The organism is Jiella flava, assembly GCF_017349315.1.
In the GTDB taxonomy this organism is placed as follows: domain Bacteria; phylum Pseudomonadota; class Alphaproteobacteria; order Rhizobiales; family Rhizobiaceae; genus Jiella; species Jiella flava.
In genome coordinates this window covers 109,381-129,161 of sequence record NZ_JAFMPP010000008.1, presented here as the reverse complement: position 1 = coordinate 129,161, position 19,781 = coordinate 109,381, and the positions used below count along the sequence as shown (strand labels likewise).

Here is a 19,781-nt window from a genome sequence, read left to right as displayed (position 1 = left end):
CGCATCGCAGGGAGACGGCCCAATGACGACCGCCGAAGGCTCTGGTGCCCCAAAGGACACCGCCGAGCCGCTGCTCGTTCTTTCCAACATCACCAAGCGCTTTCCGGGCGTGCTCGCCCTCGACGGCGTGGATCTCGACGTGCGCGCCGGTGAACTTCATGTGCTTTTCGGCGAAAACGGCGCGGGCAAGTCGACCCTGATCAACGTCATTTCCGGCACCTTCCCGCCGTCCAGCGGCAGCTTCCGCTTCGCCGGGCGGGATGTCGGAGAGCTCAGCCCCAGCGAGGCCCGCACGATCGGCATCAGCCCGGTGTTCCAAGAGTTCTCGCTGGTGCCGAGCCTGACCGTCGAGGAGAACTTGTTCCTCGGCCGCGAAAGCGCGACCGGCGGCTTTCTCGACACCCGTGCCATGCGCCATCGCGCCCGCGAGCTGATCGACGAACTCGGCTTCGACCTTGATCCCAAAGCCCGTGTGGACCGCCTGTCGCGCGCCCATCAGCAGATGGCGGAGATCGCCAAGGCGCTGCTCGGCAAGGTCAAGCTTTTGATCCTCGACGAGCCGACCGCCTCGCTGACCGAACGCGAGACCGGCCGCCTGTTCGAGCTGATCGCCAAGCTGAAGAGCCAGGGCGTCGGCATCATCTACGTCTCCCACCGCATGCGCGAGATCCGCGCGCTGGCCGACCGGGTGACGGTGCTGCGCGACGGGAGGCACATCAAGACGCTGAAGGCAGCGACGGTCACCGACGGCGAGCTCGTCGAACTGATGACCGGCCGGCGGATCGACGTCCTGTTTCCGACGATCACCCATACGCCCGGTACGCCGGCGATCGAAGTCGAAAATCTCACGACCGCCGATGGCCAAGTCGCCGGCGTCGACTTCGTCGCCAGAGCCGGCGAGATTACCGGCATCGCCGGGCTGGTCGGCTGCGGTAAGTCCGAGCTGGTCCGGGCGATCTACGGCATCGAGCCGGTCGCCGAGGGCACAGTCCGCCTGCGCGGCGAGACGATCGAAAAGCTCGATCCGCGCTCCAGCCTGCGACGCGGCGTTGCCTATTTCCCGGCCAGTCGCGGTGCCGAGGGCTTGGCGCTGACACGCCCGATCCGCGAAAACGTCTCGATGGCGGCGCTCGACCTGCCGCGCTACCAGCGCGGCGGCGTCATCCGGCAATTTGCCGAGCGCGCGCTGGTCAAACCGATCATGGAGACGTTGAAGCTCAGGCCGCCCAACATCGAGCGCGCGGTCGGCAACCTGTCCGGCGGCAACCGCCAGAAGGTGATGCTCGGCCGGGCGATGGCCCGCGACCTCGACATCTTCCTCTTCGACGAGCCCAGCGTCGGCATCGATGTCGGCGCAAAGGTCGAGGTCTACGAATTCATCAAGCGCTTGGTGGAACAGGGCGCCGCGGTGGTGGTGGTCTCGTCCGAGTTGCCGGAGGTGCTGGCGCTTTCCAACCGCCTGTATGTCATGCATCACGGCAAGATCGCGGCGCTTTTGGAAGGCGATCAGCGGACCGAGCAAAACGTTCTGTCGAGCTTCTTCGAGGAAGAAAAAAGGGAGAAAGCGGCATGAGTTCGACCGTCGCTCTTCCCGCCCACAACACCAGTTCGGCCTCGCGCGACATCCTGCACAGCCTGTTGCGGGTCGGCCTGTTGCCGCTGCTGCTGCTGATCGTGGTCGTCGGCACTTCGCTGATGTCACCCTATTTCCTCGGCTGGCTGAACGTCCTCAACATCCTGCGCATGGCCTCCTTCTTGGCGATCATCGCCTGCGGCCAGGCGCTGGTGATTATTGCCGGTGGCTTCGATCTGTCGGTCGGCGCGGTTGTCGCCCTGTCGAGTGTCGTCACCGCCAAGGTGATGGCGGCGCTGTCGACCGCGCTCGGCGGGCCGGAGCTTCTCGTCGCCGTGCTCGGAGTTCTCGCCGGTCTCGGCTCGGGCTTTGCGATCGGCCTGTTCAACGGCCTCTGCGTCTCGCGGCTCAAAGTCTCCGGCTTCGTCGTCACCCTCGGCACGATGTCGGCCACCGCCGGCATCGGCCTGCTTCTGACCAACGGCATCCCGGTCTACGGCATGCCGAACAGCTTCGTGAAGGCGATCGGCCGATCGCAAGTCCTGGGTTTTCCGATCGCCATCTATATCGGCCTCGCCATCGTCATGGTCATCGCCTTCGTGCAGCGCCGCACGCTGTTCGGACGCTATGTCTACGCCATCGGCGGCAATCAGGAAGCGGCCGTCGTCTCGGGCGTTTCGATCCGCCGCCATCTCGTCGGCACCTATGTCCTGTCGGGCGTGCTGGCCGCCCTGGTCGGGATCTTGCTGACGGCGCTCGTCGGCTCCGGCCAGGCAACGCTCGGCGGCGATACGATGATGCTGCAGTCGATCGCCGCCGCGGTGATCGGCGGCGTCAGCCTGCGTGGCGGGATCGGCCGGGTCGAGGTCGTCGCGGTTGCCGCGCTGTTCCTCACGATCCTGTCGAACGCCCTCAACCTTCTCCACGTCGATTCCCGGCTGCAGCCGATCTTTCTGGGGTTGATCATGGTCGTCGCCGTCGCCCTCGACGAATTCAGCCGTCGGAGAATGTCCAGTGTCTGACGTCAATCTCGCCGCGCCCGCAGATCCATCGACGGTCAAAGCCCCCGACGAGAAGCGCTCGCTCGGTACAGAATGGCTGCGCCAGCTCGCTTTGCCGATCGCCGTCCTTCTTCTGCTCGGCGGCTTCGGCCTCGCCGATCAGCGGATCCTGAGCACCTACAACCTCCTCAACATCGCCCAGCAGACCAGCTATCTGGCGCTGTTCGCGATGGCGCAGATGGTGGTGATCCTAACCCGCGGCTTCGATCTGTCGCTCGGGCCGACGGTGTCGATGGTGAGCGTCGGTGCCGCGCTGTCGATGGCGGCGATGGGCGGGGCCGATGCCAACGGCCTGTTGGTGGTGGTCGCCGCAATCCTCGGCGGCTTTGCGCTGGCGGGCCTGTGCGGCCTGTTCAACGGCATCGTCGTCGCGTTCTTGGGCGTCAGCCCCCTGGTCGCGACGCTTGGCAGCATGAACATCACCCTCGGCGTCGCCACCACCATTTCCGGCGGCCGGCCGGTGCAGGGCATTGCGAGCTCCTTCGCGAGCTTCTTCTACACCGGTACGGTCTTCGGCCTGCCCGCGCCGATCGTCATCGCCCTGGTCGTCGGGCTGGTGCTCTACGTCGTCCTCTCGCGCACGGTGTTCGGCCGCTCGCTCTACATCATCGGCACCAATCCGCAGGCCGCCGCCGTCGCCGGCATTCCCGTGAAGCGGCTGCTCGTCTACGCTTACATGCTCTGCTCGGGCCTGGCGGCACTCGGCGCGCTGATGATGACGGCGCGCACCGGCTCCGGTCAGCCCAATCTCGGCGGCACGCTATCGCTGCAGTCGATCGCGGCGGCGGTCGTTGGCGGCACCAGCCTCGCCGGCGGACGCGGGGGCGTCGGATCGGCGGTGCTCGGCGCCCTGTTCATCACCATTTTGTCGAACGGCATGAATCTCACCCGCATCGACGGATATGTGCAGATGATCGTTCTTGGCGCGATCGTCATCCTTGGCGTCGTCATCGACAGGCTACGGCTTGAGACCCGCTGAGCCAATCGTAGTGGTGGCGGCGCGCCGGGCACATGCCTCCGCCTCCGCCTCATTCAAGAGCGAGACGCCGATGAGTCCTCTGTCTTCGCCAGCCATCATTGTTCCCGAGACGCTCGCCGATGCGCTGGCCAGTCTCGCCGAACTCGGCGCCGACGGCACACCGCTCGCCGGCGGCACCTGGATCATGCGGGCTCCGCTGCGCGACGAGCCGATGGCGCACGCCTATGTCGCACTCGGCCGTATCGCCGAATTGCGGCGGATCAAGATCAGCGCCAAGCGCGTCGAAATCGGTGCCAGCGCCACCCATGCGATGCTCGCCGCCGCACTCGAGCGCTGTGACGACTTGGCGGCGCTTCGGAATGCCGCGGCTCAGTCGGCCAATCCAGCGATCCGCCACGCCGCGACCGTCGGCGGCAATCTGTGCGCCCGACGTTTTCCGGCTCCCGATCTTGCCACCGCGCTGCTTGGCCTCGATGCCAGTGTCGAGGTCGCCGATGCCGCCGGCAGTGAGCGGCTGACGATGGAGGCGTTTCTCGCCGCGCGCGGCGCGCTCGGCCCCGGCCGGATCGTGACGAAGGTGATCGTCGAGCGAACCGGTCATCGCAGTGCCCACAGTCGCCTGCCGCTGCGCAAGGCGGGTGATTATCCGGTGGCGATCGTTTCGGTCGCGGTTCGCCTCGACGACGCCGACAGGATCGTCGAGGCCAGGATCGCCGTCGGTTCGGTCGAGGGGGTGCCGCGCCGCTGGACGGCGCTTGAGGAGGCCCTCGCCGGCCAGCCCATCGCCGCGGTGGACGTTGCCGCGATCGCTCGGCCTCGCGCCGACCGGTTCACAGGACGCGACGGCGTCGAGGCGCCCGGTTGGTACCGCGTCCACGTGCTCCCCGTCCTCGTGGGCCGGGCTTTTGCCGCTCTGACCTCGGCGGCCACATGACATAAGGAAGCGCTATGACCATCCGCCTGACGCTCAACGGCGAAGAGCGCGAATTCGCCGCTCCACCGATGACGCCGCTGATCGACGTGTTGCGCGACGACTGCCATCTCACCGGCGCCAAGCCGGTCTGCCGCGAAGGCTTTTGCGGCGCCTGCATGGTGCTGGTCGACGGTATCCCGACCGTCTCCTGTCTGACGCCGATCGCCCTTGTCGAAGGCGGCAAGGTCGAAACCGTCGAGGGACTGACGTCGGCCGATACGCCGCCACCTGTTCAGGCGGCGCTGGAAGCCCATGACGCCGTGCAATGCGGCATGTGCTTCCCCGGCATGGTGGTGAGCCTCACCCATTTGACCCAGCCGGGCGAATGCGACGCCAGTCGCGCGGCGATCAAAGCCGGCCTCACCGGCCATGTCTGCCGCTGCACCGGCTACGAGCGTATCGTCGATGCCGCACTCGCCGTGATGGAGGGCCGGCAATGAGCGAGGTCGCCGAACGCGCTGTCCAGAACCTGCGCCGGCGTGATGCCCGCGACAAGCTGATGGGCCGCACCCGCTACACCATCGATCGCGGCGATCGCGGCATGCTGCATGCGGCGCTGTTGCGCTCCGACATCGCCAGCGGCAAGATCCGCCGTCTCGACGTCTCCCGCGCGGCCGCCATGCCGGGCGTGCGGGCAATCGCGACGGCCGCCGACGCGCCCGGCCGCGCGGGCCTCGGCATCGCCGATCACCCACTCTTTGCCACCGACATCGTGCGCTATTGCGGCGAGCCGATCGCCGCGGTGGCCGCCGACACCGAAGCCCAGGCAAAAGCCGCCCTCGCCGCCATCGCTGTCGAGATCGAACCGCTGCCGGCAGTTCTTGGCATGGCGCACGCGCTGGCCGAGGACGCGCCGCTCGTCCATCCGGACTGGCCGAGCTACGAACTCCTGCATGCCGGCGGCAAACGCGGCGGCAACGTCGCCTGGGAGGCGAGCGTCGATCGCGGCGATGTCGACGCCGTCTTTGCCCGCGACGACGTCACCATCGTCGAGACCGATTTCGAGGTCTGCCGGCAGAACCACGTCTCCTTCGAACCGCGCGCGACGGTCGCGCATTTTGAAGATGGCCGGTTTCACATCGAGAGCTCGACCCAGGTGCCCTGGACGGTACGCAACACCACGGCGACGGTTCTCGGCATTCCGCCCTCCGCCGTCCGGGTGACGGTGCCGCCGGTCGGGGGTGGCTTCGGGCTGAAATTCGACTGCGCCCTCGAACCCTTCGCGGCGATCCTCGCCCGCAAGAGCGGCCGCCCGGTGCGGCTGGTCAACAGCCGGCGCGAGGAGATGGAGACCTGCCTGTTTCGCGAGAACGCGCAGATCCGCATCCGCTCGGCGATCGCGCCGGACGGGACGATCGCCGGCCGCGAGGCGGTGGTGCTGATGGATTGCGGCGCTTATGGCGGCGAACAGGTGTTCCTGACCACGATGACCGCCCATACGCTGGGCGGCAACTACAAGCTCGGCGCGGCACGGATCGTCTCGCGCGCGGTCTATACCAACACCGCGCCCAACGGCGCGTTCCGGGCCTGCAACGGCGTCTACAACACCTTTGCGCTGGAGCGGCACACCGACGAAATCGCCGCGCGGATCGGCACGGCGCCGGACGCGTTTCGCCGGCTGAACGTCATCGGCGACGGCGATCTCGGCGCCACCGGCCAGGTCTTCGAGGGCGAGGTGCTGCGCCCGATGATGGCGAAGATGGAGACTTTGCGGGCGCAAACGCCCGTCGCGCCACTGTCCGACGGCCGCCTGCACGGCCGCGCCACCACCGTCGGCACCTGGTTCGTCTTCACCGGACCGTCGGCGGCGACCGTCAACATGAACGCCGACGGCAGCGCGACGCTCGTCACCTCCGGCGTCGAAATCGGCTCCGGCTCGACCCAGCAGGCGCTGCCGCAGATCGTCGCCGCGATCCTCGGCCTGTCGCCCGAGCAGGTAACGGTGCGGGCCGCCGATACCGATGCCGCCGGCTACGATGTCGGCGTCGGCGGCGGGCGGACCACTGTCTCGCTCGGCGCGGCGAGCCGCACGGCGGCGCTGGACGTGCGCACCAAGCTGTTGAAGGTCGCGAGCGACATGCTGGAGGCGGCGAGCGAGGATCTGGTGCTCGCCGATGGCCGGATCGAGATCGCCGGCGCCAAGGGCTCGGGCCTTTCCATCGCCGAGGTCGCGAGCCACGCCCAGTTGCACCTTGGACCGATCGCCGGCACCGGCGCCTTTGCCGCCGCCAACACACCGGCCATGGCCGGTTGCTGCGCGGGCCATTTCATCGAAGCGCTCGATATCCCGGTCTTCGCCGTCCACGACTGCGACATCGCCGTCGATCCCGACACCGGCCATGTCGAGGTGCTCGCCTACCGTGTCGTGCAGGACGTCGGCAAGGCGCTCAATCCACGGGCGATCCACGGCCAAGTCCAGGGCGGCGTGGTGCAGGGTCTCGGCTATGCCCTGCACGAGGAGGCCGATGTCGGCCCCACCGGCCAGATCCGGCAAAACAGCTTCGAGACCTACCGCGTGCCGCTCGCCGGCGACGTCGTCCCGGTCGCGATCGAGCTGCATGAGGGCGCGCCCTCGATCGGCCCGCTCGGCACCAAGGGCGCCGGCGAGGTGCCGATCCTCAATGTCGGCGCGACGATCGCCTGCGCCGTTGCCAATGCCACCGGCAAAGCGGTGCATGCCCTGCCGTTGACCCCGCCAAAGGTGCTCGCGCTGTTGCTCGATTCAGCACCTCCGCCGCGATTTGCCCATATCAAAGATCGCCATATCGACAACCGCCTGCCGCCGGACTTCTAAGCGACAGGCCGACGGCAATGCGACGGATCGGAACGACCCAAGAGGACCCCCATGAGCCAGATACCGAATTCGATCGAAGCCCGCGACAAGGCCTTTCAGATGCACCCCCTCGTCAATCTGCGCGAGCACGAGAAGATCGGCTCGCTGGTGATCGATCGTGGCGAAGGCGTCTATGTCTTCGACACCGAGGGCAAGCGCTATTTCGAAGGTCTCGCCGGGCTCTGGTCGGTGGCCGTCGGCTTTGGCGAGAAGCGGCTGGCCGCCGTCGCCAAGGCGCAGATGGAGAAGCTGGCCTACTACCATCTCTTCTCCTACAAGACCCATGGCCCGTCAGTGGAGCTGGCCGAGAAGCTGATAAATATCGCGCCGGTGCCGATGTCGAAGGTGCATTTCACCTCCTCCGGCTCTGAGGCCAACGATCTTGTCGTCAAGCTCTGCTGGTATCGCTCCAACGCCCTCGGCAAGCCGGAGAAGAAGAAGGTTATCGGTCGCACCAAGGGCTATCACGGCGTCACCATCGCGTCGGGGTCGATCACCGGCCTCGCCCGCAACCATGCGAGCTTCGATCTGCCGCTCGATCGCATGCGCCACACCCACTGCCCGGACTTCGATACGATGGCCGAGCCCGGCGAGAGCGAGGTCGCCTTCTCCAAGCGCATGGCGAGCGAACTGGAGAAGTTGATCCTCGAAGAGGGTCCGGAGACGATCGCCGCCTTCTTCGGCGAGCCGGTGATGGGCTCGGGCGGCGTCTATGTGCCGCCGGAGACCTACTGGCAGGAGATCCAGGCGGTCCTGAAGAAATATGATATCCTGCTTGTCGCTGACGAGGTGATCACCGGCTTCGGGCGCACCGGCAACTGGTTCGGCACCGAAACCTTCGGCATGCAGCCGGATGTGATGGTGATCTCCAAGCAGATGGCCTCGTCCTACATGCCGATCGCCGCGGTGCTGATGAGCGAGAATTTCTACGCGCCGATCGCCGACGAGTCCGACCGGATCGGCGTCTTCGGCCATGGCTTCACGGCCTCCGGTCATCCGGTGGCGACCGCCGTTGCGCTCGAAAACATCAAGATCATCGAAGAACGCGACCTCGTCGGCAACTGCCGGACGCTCGCGCCGCGCTTTCTTGGCCATCTCGACGCGCTCAGCCGCCATCCGAGGGTCAAGCTCAAGCGCGGCATCGGCATGATCGGTGCCCTCGAACTGCATCCCGATGGCGAGCCGGGCATGGCCGGCACGGCGATGGCGGCGGCGGCACTCGAAGAGGGCGTCATCGGCCGCGCGGTGGGCGACGCCTTCTGCCTTTGCCCGCCGCTGATCATCACCGCCGAGGAAGTCGATCAGATGTTCGCCGCCGTCGGCCGGGCGCTCGACCGGCTGGCATAAGCCCGACACAACGGGCATTCAGACTGGGCGCGCGCCAAATCGAAGGGCGCGCGCCGCGCGTTTACAAGCCGGCCCATCAAACCGCCGAAAACGCCATGTGAGCCGCCCGTGGCGGCTCACATGATCCGCATGTCGGGCTCGATGCTTTTCTCAAGCACCGTCCGCATATTGATGAAATCATTGCCTTCAAGCTTCGTCGTCAGTGCGTCGCCCGCAAGGCCGAAGCCGAGCCAACGATCCAGGAGACGCTGGCGCAAGATCGGCTCCGGCACGTCGAGCATCGCCGTCAGCGCGAAGGACGCCCGCAGCGGCGCCCAGGCCGGTTCGTCGAGCAAGAGGTAATTGCCCTCGGCAACGATCAGACGCGCCTCCGGCGTGATGATCCGGGCACCCGCCCGGGCGATCTCGATGCTGCGATCGAACACCGGCACCGCAACGTCGCGGCCGTCATCGGCGGCGAGCCGGGCGAGCGTGACCGCCAAACCATCGACGTCGAAGGTGTGGGGCGCGCCCTTGCGCGGCCGATCGCCGCGCGCTTCCAGCACCCGGTCGTCGTAATGGTAGCCGTCCATCGGCAGCACCGCCGCGCTGCCGGCTTGGCGCGCATTGATCGCGTCGACCAGCCAGTCGGCGAGCGTGCTCTTGCCGGCCCCCGGCGCCCCGGCCACCGCAACGATCTTGCGCCGGGTGCCGCCAAGCGCCAGCGCGGCCTCGAGAAAGGCCTCCCGTGACACCGCCGTGCCGCCCGTTCGCACTTCTTCCGCCATGGGTCCAAAGCCTTCCCTTGCCGCTCTTTCTCTGTGCGCGCCGACCGACCGGTTGACGCCGCGCATCCGTTGCCATGATGACCGAGCGCGACGGCGGCGAAAAGAGCGAAGCGGCCAGGTCGTCCTCAGAGATCACCCGGCCGAGACGAATAGGCCCGATCAAAAGCCGCAAAATGCTGCATTGCGGCCGCTCCAGCCTCGCTTGCTCTTGGCCCGGACGTGTTGAAATCGCGCCGAAAATATGTTCCGCCAAGACGCCGCGAGTCGGGCGGCGGCGCCATTTCAGGAGGACGCCCGACGTTCCCGATGGGAGGATCACTGTGAAATTTGCCCCATTCGTTGCCGCCGCCATTGCCGCAACGCTCGCCTTATCCGCGTCGCCGTCCCAGGCTCAGCAATATCCGACCAAGGAGATCCAGGGTGTCATCCAATGGGGCGCAGGCGGTTCGACCGACACGGTCATGCGCGCCGTCAGCCCCAAGGCGGAGGATGTGCTCGATCAGTCGATCGTGCTGCAGAACATCACTGGCGGCGTCGGCGCAATTGCCCTCAACAAAGTCGCAAGCGGCAAGGCCGACGGCTATACTCTCCTGATGGGCGCGGAAAACCCGCTGCTCTACAAGGTGATGGGACTCGGCACCAAGGATTACAGCGACTTCGTCCCGATCGATATTCTGGCGCGCGGGACCGGCATTCTCGTCGCCCGGCCGGACGCCCCCTTCGACGATTACAAGTCGATGATCGCCTATGTGAAGGCCCATCCGGATGAGGTGAAGTTTGGCTCGACCGGCCCCGGCGGTCTGCCTTCCGTCGTCACCGCGATGATCGAGAGCGTCGAGGGCAAGCTGCCCGTCACCTTCGTTCCCTATGACGGCGACGGCTCGGCGCTGACGGCCCTGCAGAGCAAGGCGATCGACGTCATGCCGGCCGTTCTCGGCGCCGCAATCGAAGGCATCAAGGCCGGCAAGATGAAGCCGCTCGCCATCATCGCCAAGGAGCCGGCCGATCAGCTGCCGCAGGTCAAGCCGATCACCGACGCGAACCAGAAATTCGCCAAGTTCCTGCCCTGGGGCCCGTTCTTCGGCATCTTCGCGCCGAAGGGTACGCCGAAGGAGGCCGTCGCCAAGTTGCAGGACGCCTTCAAGCAGGCGGCCAATGCGGACAGCTTCAAGACGCTGATGAAGAATCGCGGCTTCACGCTGATGAACATCAACGGCGATGAGGCTCAGGACTTCATGACCAAGTGGCAGCAGAATACCACGTGGTTGCTGCAGGATGCCGGCCTGACCAAGGCGTCGCCGGAAACCTTTGGCATCCCGAAGCCGTAGGCCATAAAGAGGGGCGTCAGCGCCGATCCCAACGAGCCCCACCCGTCATCGGCGGTGGGGCTCCCCAACCCCCAATTCATGACCGTGCGACCAGGAGACAAGACGATGACCGGCAGAAGAGCGCGTCGGCCGGGCGAAACCGTGTTCACGGTCGTTTTGCTGCTCGTCAGCCTGTATCTGCTTTGGAGCGCTTATGGCATCGCGGGCTTTGAATCGCTGAGTTCGCCGGGCGCGATCCCGCTGGCGACCACCGCGGCGATGGTCGTCACCGCCGCGCTCGTGCTGCTCAAGACCGCCCAAACGCCCGCCAATCGCGAGGAAACGCTCAAGCACGACATCTTGCCGCCGATGATCGCGATCTTTGCCGGGCTGTTGATCGGCTATGCGCTGCTGCTCGAGCCGCTCGGCTTCCTGCCGACCTCCTTCCTCTTCCTCACTGTCGCGATCCGCCTCCTGTCGAAGCGCTCGATCATCCATGCGGCGCTGATCGCGCTTTTCAGCCTGATCCTCGTCTACGTCCTGTTTCGCATCGTCTTCACCGTGCTGGTGCCGCCGGGCATCGTGCCGGAGGGCGAGATCCTCGCCTGGATCCGGCATCTTGTCAGCGGGAAAGCGTGAACGACCATGGCCACCCTTGCCGCCTTCTTCACGGTCTTCACCCATCCCGAACTCTTCGCCCTGGTCGCGCTCGGCACCTTTGCCGGCGTCTATGTCGGCGCGATCCCCGGCCTGTCCGTGACGATGGCCGTGTCGATCCTGATCTCCTTCACCTTCTCATGGGACGTGATGCCGGCCATCGCCTTGATGATCGGCATCTATATGGGCGGCGTCTACGGCGGCTCGCGCACGGCGATCCTGCTCAACATCCCGGGCGCTCCCGCCGCCATCGCCACGGCGATCGACGGCTATCCGATGGCCAAGCGCGGCCAGGCCGGCGAAGCCATCGGCATCACCACGACGATGAGCTTCTTCGGCGGCTTCGTCGGCATCATCGTCTTGGCCGTCGCCGCGCCCTTCGTTTCAAATTTCGCCCTCACCTTCCAGCCGCGGGACTATATGCTGCTGGCCGTGCTCGGGCTGTTGCTGGTCGGCTCGCTGGCGGGTGAATCGCTGGTCAAGGGCATCTTCTGCGGCGCGCTAGGGCTGATGCTCGGCACCGTCGGCATGGATCCCTTGACCTTCACCCAACGCTTCACCTTCGATCTCCCGCTGCTGCAGTCCGGCATTTCCTTCATCGCGGTGATGATCGGCCTGTTCGGTGTCTCAGAGGCGCTGTCGCAGCTGCACCACATCGACAAGACCCCTGTCCGCCAGGCGATCTCGCGCATCGTTCCGTCCTTCGCGACGATCCGCAAGCATCTGCCTTTGTCGCTGCAGACCTCGGCCCTGGGGGTTCTGATCGGCGCCCTGCCCGGCACCGGCGGCGACATCGCGGCGCTGATGGCCTATGACCATGCCAAGCGGGTAACCCGCAATCCCGAGCGCGCCTTCGGCGACGGCGCGATCGAGGGACTGGTGGCGCCCGAAACGGCCAACAACGCCGCCGTCGGCGGCGCCTTCATCCCGATGATGACGCTCGGCATTCCGGGCGACGCAGTGACCGCGATCATGATCGGCGCCCTGTTCATCCACGGTCTCAATCCCGGGCCAATGCTGATGGTCGAAAAGCCGGACATGTTCTGGTTCATCGTCGGCGGCCTGGTGCTCGCCAATTTCTGCATGCTGCTCTTCGGCCTGACCGGCATCAAGCTGTTCGTCAAGATCGTCGAGATGCCGCGTGCCGTCCTGGTACCGCTGATCATGCTGCTGTCGATCGTCGGCGCCTATGCGGTGAACAACTCGATCACCGACGTCTACTGGATGCTGGGCTTCGGGGTCTTCGGCTACTTCCTGAAGCTCTATGGCTATCCGCTCGGGCCGATCATTCTCGGCGTCATTCTTTCGCGTCTGCTCGACGACAACTGGCGGCGGGCGATCATCTCCGAGCGCGGCAGCCTGCCCGATTTCTTCCTCGGCCTCGTCTCCAGCCCGCTCTCCCTCACCCTGTTTTTGGCGGTGCTCTTCATCTTCTTCTCGCAGACCCCGCCGTGGAAGCGCTGGCGCGGCCGCCGCGAGGCGCTGCGCGCGAAGGCCGACCCTGCACGCCCGGCCGCCGCGACCGGGTCTGAAGGCGGTCGATGACGCCCTTCACCGCCGCCGCGCTCGGCACGCCCGAGACCCTGACCCTCGGCCTGATCGGCGACGGTATCGGCCTGTCGCGCACCCCCGCCATGCAGGAGGCCGAAGGCGCGGCGCACGGATTTCGCACCATCTACCGCCTGTTCGACGTCGCGGCGATGACCAGCCCACCGGCGCTCGGCGATCTTGTGAGCGCGACGGAACAATGCGGCTATGCCGGCCTCAACATCACCTTCCCGTTCAAGATCGCCGTGCGAGACCATCTCCACGCGCTCGGGCCGGAAGCCGAAATGCTCGGCGCGGTCAATACGGTGGTGTTTCGCAACGCTCGGCGGATCGGCCATAACACCGATCTCGGCGGCTTCTCGGACAGTTTTGCGACTGACATGGCCGGCGCCGAGCGGACCACGGTGCTGCAGCTTGGCGCGGGCGGAGCGGGTCTCGCCGTCGCCTTCGGCCTGATGCAAAATGGCGTCGAACGGCTGTCGGTCTTCGATCCGCATGCCGAACGGGCAACAAGCCTCGTTGCCGCAGTGGGCGCCCGCTTCGGACCGGACCGAGTGCGACGCGTCGAGACCATCGACGGCCGCTACGACGGCATCGTCAACGCCACCCCGATCGGCACGGCGCGGCATCCGGGCGTCCCCTATCCGGTCGAGCGGCTGAACGACCGAATGTTCGTCGCCGACGTCAACTATTTTCCGCTGGAGACGGCGCTGGTGCTGGCCGCCAAGGCGAGCGGCTGCCGGGCGATGGGCGGCGCCGGCATGGCCGTCGGCCAAGCGGTGCGCGCCTTCGGCCATTTCACCGGCCTTGAGGCCAGCCCCGACCGGATGATGGCGACGTTTCTCGGCCTTGATGGCTGAGCGCGGGCGCGGTCATCGGGACCGTCTCTTGCGACGTCTAACCGCAGTGCGACCGAAAAGACGCAAAGGCATGGCGATCCCGGAGCGAGGGATTTTCTCCACCGAGCTTTCTTTGTAGCAAGGACATTCCGCAAGGTGACGCTGCACATGCGCGCCGCAATGAGAGACGACCGACATGCATCGCTTCCCCGCCCCGGCTCGCGCCGGCCTTGTCGCCTTGTTCGCCCTCGGGCTCGCGGGCTGTTCGACGGTCAGCGAAATGGGGCAGCGCGCCCTGGCGCTCACGAGCTTCGGCCCGAGCGACAGCCGCTACGGCGCCTTCGAGGATGGCGGACATGCGGTGCCGGCGATTCCCGATCAGTATCTCGACAAGAGCAAGGTCCGGCGCCAGATCGCCTATCACGGTCCCGAGGCGCCCGGCACGATCGTCGTCGATCCCGCCGCCCACTACCTCTATCTCATCCAGAGCGGCGGCACGGCGATGCGCTACAGCGTCGGGGTCGGCAAGGCGGGCTTTGCCTTTTCCGGCCGCGCCAACATCGCGCGCAAGGCCGACTGGCCGCGCTGGACGCCGACCTCCAACATGCTCGACCGCGAGCCGCAGCGCTTCGGCCCCTATGCCAGCGGTCTGAAGGGCGGCCTCGGCAACCCGCTCGGCGCCAGAGCCCTCTACCTCTATCGCGGTGGCCGCGACACCTACTACCGCATCCACGGCACCAACGATCCTTCGTCGATCGGCCATTCGGTCTCGTCTGGCTGCATCCGGATGTTCAATCAGGACGTCGTCGATCTCGAAACCCGCGTGCCCGTCGGCACCAAGGTGGTGGTCAAGAGCAACGCGCGGATCTCCTGACGCAAAGACACCGTTGGCGCATCGACAAGACGATCGCCGCCCGATAGCCAAGCCGTCGACGAAACAAATCCGCTCGGCGCGCGAAGTCCGACACGGAGCGGAAGATTTATCGGCCCGCGGCAGTTTCGCTGCGGCCATGCCGCCGAACCATGGCCCTCTCCGCCAGGACGGCCATGGGGAAACGGCGCTGGAGAGCGCGATATCAGGAGACGAACGATGCGGGATATGATGATCGACCGACGCCGCATTCTGGCCGCGGGCCTTGCCCTTGGGGGTGTGGCGTTATTGCCGAACGCTGCTCTCGCGGCCGCCGATCCGACGCCGCAAGCGGTGTTTCATGATCCGGGCGCGCCGCTCCTCGGCAATCCAAACGGCAACGTCAATCTGGTCGAATATTTCGACTACCAATGCCCGTTCTGCAAAAAGTTCTATCCCGAAATGATCGACTTCGTGCGCAAGGACGGCAACATTCGCTTCATCATGAAGGACTGGCCGATCTTCGGCGAGGAGTCGGTCTATGCCGCAAAGCTGACGCTGGCCGCCGGCACGCACCGCCCCAAGGCGCTCGACGCGCTGATGCGCGCACCGGGACGGCTCAGCCATCGCCGGACCGAAGAGATCCTCGCCAAGGCCGGCTTCGATATTCCCGCCCTGAAGCGCAGCTACGCCCGCAACAAGGCCGGCATTGACGGGCTGCTGGAGCGCAACAACGCCCAGGCGGACGGCTTCGCCTTGAGCGGCACGCCGGCTTTCGTCGCCGGCCGCGTGCTGTTTCCAGGTGTGCCGCGGATGGAAGACCTGAAGGCCGCCCTGGCGCAGTCCCGGGCCTAAACATGATCAACGGGCGCCGTGCGGACCGGCGCCCGTCAGCCAAGCGGATCAACCAGGGCCAGCGGATCGTCGTCCGCCCGCACCCGCCGACCTGACGTCGGCGATCACTGCGCCTCGCAGCGAACCTCGACGGGGGTCTCGAGCGCATCGGCGACCGCTTCCCAGTTTCCGGCGAACGCGCCATAGGCGGTCTTGATGGTCACGCCGACCGGCAGTTCGGGGCACTCGTTCTCGCCATTGGTGCCCCAATTCACCCAACCGGACTGGCGGCGCTGGACGATCTGGAACGCGCCGGAGGCCTCGGAGGTGTACCAGACCATCGCCCGGCTGCTCGCCGTATCGAATTCGACGGTCTTCTTGGCGGGACCGGCAAAGATGGTCTCGTCACCGACGGCCGAAACATCCACCGGCACATCGGCAAAGCACCATTCACGGCGGGTCAGATCGGCCAGGACGTGGGATTTCGCCCGCACCTCGGCGAGGCGCTCGCGCAGCTCGGGCTCCTTGAGGACGCCCTCCCAGGCGCAGAACATCCGCCAGTAGAGGTCCCAGTGCGAGGCCTCGATGTTCGAGAGTTCGCGCCGGAATTCGGCAAATTTCGGATTGTCTTCGGTCGAGCTTTCAAGCGTCGCCTCGACCATCTTCACCAGTTCCATGGCGTAAGGGTCGCCGGCGCGGTAGCGGGTGCCGCCGTAAGCCGCATAGCGGTCGAAAACCAGTTCCCCCTGGCCACCCTCGAACTCGTCGCCGACGGTGATCTTGTTGTCGACCGAGCGGCCATTGATCACCGTGCGGAACGAATCGACCACATAGCGCCGCTGGAACCAGGGCGTGTTGTAGGTGAAGATCCAGTCGATGGTGAAGGACTTGCCTTTCAGCTCGTCGAGCAGGCCATCGGGAATCGTGCCGCGCATGCGGTAGTGGTGGAGCAGCGGCCCTTCTTCGAGGGCCTCAATCGAAACCGTCGTATGCTCCGGCGGATTGATCAGGCCGTTTTCCGGGGTGAAAAACGGCCCGTAAAACCCGCCGATGGCGTTGTTGCCGGAGGGCAGAAGCTCGAAATCGTCGCTGAGCGCCTTGAAATGGCGCAGGCCCCATTTCGAGCCGCCGGTGCCCTGCGCCGTACCACGGCACATTTCGAGATCGAAGGCGCCGGTGTCGAGACGCACGTAGCAGTCCTCTTCGCGACCCGGCAGCGCCCGGATGCCCATCGGCGTCTCGTCGGCCTGACAGGGATGGTCGAGGGTCAGCGTCTCCTCACCGCCGTCCAGGTCAAGGATGGCGACAAAGCGTGTCGCGCCGGTCTCACCGCCCCCGCTTAGCCGCTGGGCGAGCACCAGATCGCCGCGCGAGGTCTGCGCCCACCATAGGGCGCCCTCGATGGTTTCGGGCACGGAGAAATAGACCGGTTCGGCCCGCCGATTGGCCACGAGGGCATCGCTGATCGTGATCTTGAAAGACATGGGGAAAAGAACCTCTGGTCAGGCTTGCGGAGTCTTCGAGGCGCGAACGAAAAGGAAGGGCCTCTGCTTCAGGCTGTCGATGGTGACGGCGAAGATGATCACCACGCCCTTGATCAAAAGCTGGGTGAAGAACGGCACGTTCAGCAGAATCAAACCGGTGGTCAGAACCCCGAGAATGACCGAGCCGACCAGCGTGCCGACGATCCGGCCGCGCCCACCAGCCAGGCTGGTGCCGCCGAGCACCACCGCGGCAATCGCATCGAGTTCGTAGCCTTGGCCGGCCGTCGGCTGAGCCGAGATGACGCGGGCGGCGAAGATCAGTCCGGCGAGCCCGGCGCAAATACCGGCGATCACATAGACCGAGGTGACGATCCGGTTGATCTTGATGCCGGCAAGACGCGCCGCCTTGGGATTGCCACCGACCGCATAGACATGCCGGCCGTAGCGGGTCCGCTCCAGGAGGAACCAAGCGATCAGATAGACGGCGATCATCACATAGACTGGCACCGGAATGCCGAGGAAATAGCCGCTGCCCAGCACCTTGAAGCTCAAGTCGCTGGAGACGATCGGCCGGCCTTCGGTCAGCGTGTAGGCGAGACCGCGCAAAAAGCTCATCATGCCGAGTGTGACGATGAAGGGTGCAAGCGCCAGATAGGCGCTGAGCGCGCCGTTGACGAGGCCGCACAGCGCCCCGACGCCGACGCCGGCGAGAAGCGCCATCGGCATCGACCATCCGGAAATCGCGGCCAGCACCGCGACGACGCCGGAGACGGCGACGGTGGATCCGACCGACAGATCGATGCCGGCGGTCAGGATGACAAAGGTCATGCCGGCCGCGAGAATCGCGTTGATCGAGATCGCCCGCAGAATGTTCAGCAGGTTGTCGACGCGATTGAAGTTCGGCGCGAAGACCACCATGAAGATGACAAGGGCCGCCAGCACCACCAGAATGCCGACCCGATCCCACCATTTGGCGAAATCGAACGGTTCTTTGGCCGCCGGCTGCTGGCTGAGATTGGCTTCGGACCGTGCGGTCATCGGACACCCTCCTCAAGATCGTGCTCGTGTTGGGCCTTGGCTCCGGTCGCGTGGAGCATGACGGTTTCCTCGGTGGCGCTCGCCCGGTCCAATTCGTGGACCACCCGCCCCTGGCGCATCACCAGGACACGGTCGGCGATGCCAATGGCCTCGGGAAGATCCGAAGAGATGACGAGAATGGCTTTGCCGCTGCGGGCGAGCTGATCGATCAGCTCGTAGATCTCCCGCTTGGCGCCGATGTCAACGCCGCGGGTCGGCTCGTCGAGGATCAAGACATCGCAGTCCCTGAGCAGCCAGCGGGCCAATGCGGCCTTCTGCTGATTGCCGCCCGAGAGCGCCTCGACCGGCAGCATCAGGGCGTTGGCACGCAGGTGCAGACGTTGCATCTGGTGGAGCACCGCCGAGCGGATCTCGCCGCGCTTCAGGACGCCCGCGGTCGACAGCCGCTCCAGGGTGCTGATGGCGATGTTGTCATTGACCGAATGGGCCAGGAACAGGCCCTCGTCCTTGCGATCCTCCGGCACCATGCCGATGCCGTCGCGGATCGCCCCGGCCGGATCCGCCGGTGCGCTGACCTCACCGTTGATAAAGACTTCGCCGCCGGAGCGCGGATCGGCTCCGAAAATCAGTCGCGCCATTTCGGTACGCCCGGCGCCAATCAGGCCTGCGACGCAGACGACTTCGCCGGTGCGCACCGTCAGATCGACCGGGCCGACGCCCTCACCGGTCAGACCGCGCACATCGAGCACGACGTCGCCGGGCGCGCGGTGTTCATGATGGTAGAGATCGACGATGTCGCGGCCAACCATCATCGCCACCACGTCGCCGGAGGTCAGCTCTCCCGTCACGCCGGTGTCGACATAGGCCCCGTCGCGTAGGACGGTGACGCGATCGGCGAGCTGCCAGACCTCTTCCATGCGATGGGAGATATAGATGAGACCGACCCCGGCCGTCCGCATCGCCTCGATTAAAGCATAAAGCTCGCGGCTTTCCTGGCGAGACAGCGCCGCCGTCGGCTCGTCGAGCACCAAAATACGAGCTTTTTCGCCAACCGCCCGTGCGATCTCGACCATCTGCTGCATGCCGACGCTCAGCGAGCCGAGCGGGCGACGCGGATCGATGTCGGCGTGAATGCGGGCAAGCTTGGTCCTGGCTTCGGCAATCATTCGTTTGCGGTCGAGCATGCCGAAGCGGCCGCGCGGCTCCTTGCCGAGGGCGAGATTCTCCGCCACCGACATTTCCGGCACGGTGTTCAGTTCCTGGTGGATGATAGCGATCCCCAGCCGATCGGCATCCGACGGCGTGCGGATCGACACCGGTTCGCCATCGAGCAGGATGCGGCCGGAATCCGGCAGGACGTTGCCGGCGAGGATCTTCATCAGCGTCGATTTGCCGGCGCCATTCTCCCCCATCAAGGCGTGAACTTCACCGGCGACGAGGTCAAAATCGACGTGATCGAGAGCGAGCGTCGCGCCGTAGCGCTTGGTCACGCCCTCCAGCTTGAGAAGCGGTGCTGTCATGTCAGCGCTCCGAAAGACAGGGTCGTCGAAGGAGCAACTGCGAAACCGGACCTGCCGATCCCGCAGCCGCTGAGAGCGCCATGCATCCGACCGGACGCACAACGGCTCTCACTCATGGAAGCGACGCATCGGCCCGAAAATCGATCCCGATTGTCGCGCCGATGCGGACGA

17 protein-coding genes are annotated in these 19,781 nt (G+C 66.0%); 13 read left to right on the top strand and 4 right to left on the bottom strand.

Going from position 1 to position 19,781, the window contains the following annotated elements; genetic code table 11:
- The first annotated feature begins 22 nt into the window (after nt 1-22).
- The 7 genes from J1C48_RS11025 (at nt 23) to J1C48_RS10995 (ending at nt 8,766) form a co-directional block, all read left to right on the top strand.
- Complete coding sequence (locus J1C48_RS11025) at nt 23-1,573, top strand: sugar ABC transporter ATP-binding protein (RefSeq protein ID WP_207257896.1); 1,551 nt, start codon at nt 23-25, stop codon at nt 1,571-1,573.
- Nucleotides 1,570-2,595, top strand: coding sequence for an ABC transporter permease (locus tag J1C48_RS11020; RefSeq protein ID WP_207257895.1), 1,026 nt, complete (start codon nt 1,570-1,572; stop codon nt 2,593-2,595). The genes J1C48_RS11025 and J1C48_RS11020 overlap by 4 nt, the downstream gene beginning before the upstream one ends.
- Nucleotides 2,588-3,613: an ABC transporter permease subunit gene (locus tag J1C48_RS11015; RefSeq protein WP_207257894.1), complete on the top strand. Its 1,026-nt coding sequence runs from the start codon at nt 2,588-2,590 to the stop codon at nt 3,611-3,613. The genes J1C48_RS11020 and J1C48_RS11015 overlap by 8 nt, the downstream gene beginning before the upstream one ends.
- 70 nt (nt 3,614-3,683) lie before the next feature.
- On the top strand, nt 3,684-4,547 hold the full coding sequence (locus J1C48_RS11010; protein WP_207257893.1) for an FAD binding domain-containing protein: 864 nt from the start codon (nt 3,684-3,686) through the stop codon (nt 4,545-4,547).
- A gap of 14 nt (nt 4,548-4,561) precedes the next feature.
- A complete protein-coding gene (locus J1C48_RS11005; protein ID WP_207257892.1) occupies nt 4,562-5,026 on the top strand; it encodes a (2Fe-2S)-binding protein in 465 nt (154 codons plus the stop codon).
- Nucleotides 5,023-7,380 carry a xanthine dehydrogenase family protein molybdopterin-binding subunit gene (locus J1C48_RS11000; protein ID WP_207257891.1) on the top strand — a complete coding sequence of 786 codons (2,358 nt, stop codon included), beginning with the start codon at nt 5,023-5,025 and terminating at the stop codon, nt 7,378-7,380. Before J1C48_RS11005 ends, J1C48_RS11000 begins: the two co-directional genes overlap by 4 nt.
- Nucleotides 7,381-7,431: 51 nt before the next feature.
- The gene (locus J1C48_RS10995) at nt 7,432-8,766 is read left to right on the top strand and encodes an aspartate aminotransferase family protein (protein ID WP_207257890.1); all 1,335 of its coding nucleotides are present in this window, start codon (nt 7,432-7,434) and stop codon (nt 8,764-8,766) included.
- Between the two features lie 116 nt (nt 8,767-8,882).
- Here J1C48_RS10995 and J1C48_RS10990 read toward each other — a convergent pair whose 3' ends face one another.
- On the bottom strand, nt 8,883-9,533 hold the full coding sequence (locus J1C48_RS10990; protein WP_207257889.1) for a nucleoside/nucleotide kinase family protein: 651 nt from the start codon (nt 9,531-9,533) through the stop codon (nt 8,883-8,885).
- A gap of 320 nt (nt 9,534-9,853) precedes the next feature.
- Between J1C48_RS10990 and J1C48_RS10985 the strand changes: the two genes are divergently transcribed.
- The 6 genes from J1C48_RS10985 (at nt 9,854) to J1C48_RS10960 (ending at nt 15,589) form a co-directional block, all read left to right on the top strand.
- Nucleotides 9,854-10,861 carry a tripartite tricarboxylate transporter substrate-binding protein gene (locus tag J1C48_RS10985; RefSeq protein WP_207257888.1) on the top strand — a complete coding sequence of 336 codons (1,008 nt, stop codon included), beginning with the start codon at nt 9,854-9,856 and terminating at the stop codon, nt 10,859-10,861.
- Nucleotides 10,862-10,966: 105 nt separating this feature from the next.
- Nucleotides 10,967-11,479: a tripartite tricarboxylate transporter TctB family protein gene (locus tag J1C48_RS10980; RefSeq protein ID WP_207257887.1), complete on the top strand. Its 513-nt coding sequence runs from the start codon at nt 10,967-10,969 to the stop codon at nt 11,477-11,479.
- A 6-nt stretch (nt 11,480-11,485) separates the two neighbouring features.
- A complete protein-coding gene (locus J1C48_RS10975; RefSeq protein WP_207257886.1) occupies nt 11,486-13,042 on the top strand; it encodes a tripartite tricarboxylate transporter permease in 1,557 nt (518 codons plus the stop codon).
- On the top strand, nt 13,039-13,905 hold the full coding sequence (locus tag J1C48_RS10970; RefSeq protein WP_207257885.1) for a shikimate dehydrogenase: 867 nt from the start codon (nt 13,039-13,041) through the stop codon (nt 13,903-13,905). Before J1C48_RS10975 ends, J1C48_RS10970 begins: the two co-directional genes overlap by 4 nt.
- A gap of 175 nt (nt 13,906-14,080) precedes the next feature.
- Nucleotides 14,081-14,758, top strand: coding sequence for a L,D-transpeptidase (locus J1C48_RS10965; RefSeq protein WP_207257884.1), 678 nt, complete (start codon nt 14,081-14,083; stop codon nt 14,756-14,758).
- Nucleotides 14,759-14,983: 225 nt separating this feature from the next.
- Complete coding sequence (locus J1C48_RS10960; RefSeq protein ID WP_207257883.1) at nt 14,984-15,589, top strand: DsbA family protein; 606 nt, start codon at nt 14,984-14,986, stop codon at nt 15,587-15,589.
- Between the two features lie 104 nt (nt 15,590-15,693).
- Here J1C48_RS10960 and J1C48_RS10955 read toward each other — a convergent pair whose 3' ends face one another.
- Genes J1C48_RS10955 through J1C48_RS10945 form a run of 3 tightly spaced genes read right to left on the bottom strand, consistent with a single transcriptional unit; the run spans nt 15,694 to nt 19,610 of the window.
- On the bottom strand, nt 15,694-17,052 hold the full coding sequence (locus J1C48_RS10955; protein WP_207257882.1) for a hypothetical protein: 1,359 nt from the start codon (nt 17,050-17,052) through the stop codon (nt 15,694-15,696).
- A gap of 18 nt (nt 17,053-17,070) precedes the next feature.
- Nucleotides 17,071-18,090: an ABC transporter permease subunit gene (locus J1C48_RS10950; RefSeq protein WP_207257881.1), complete on the bottom strand. Its 1,020-nt coding sequence runs from the start codon at nt 18,088-18,090 to the stop codon at nt 17,071-17,073.
- A complete protein-coding gene (locus J1C48_RS10945; protein WP_207257880.1) occupies nt 18,087-19,610 on the bottom strand; it encodes a sugar ABC transporter ATP-binding protein in 1,524 nt (507 codons plus the stop codon). The genes J1C48_RS10950 and J1C48_RS10945 overlap by 4 nt, the downstream gene beginning before the upstream one ends.
- Between the last annotated feature and the right edge of the window lie 171 nt (nt 19,611-19,781).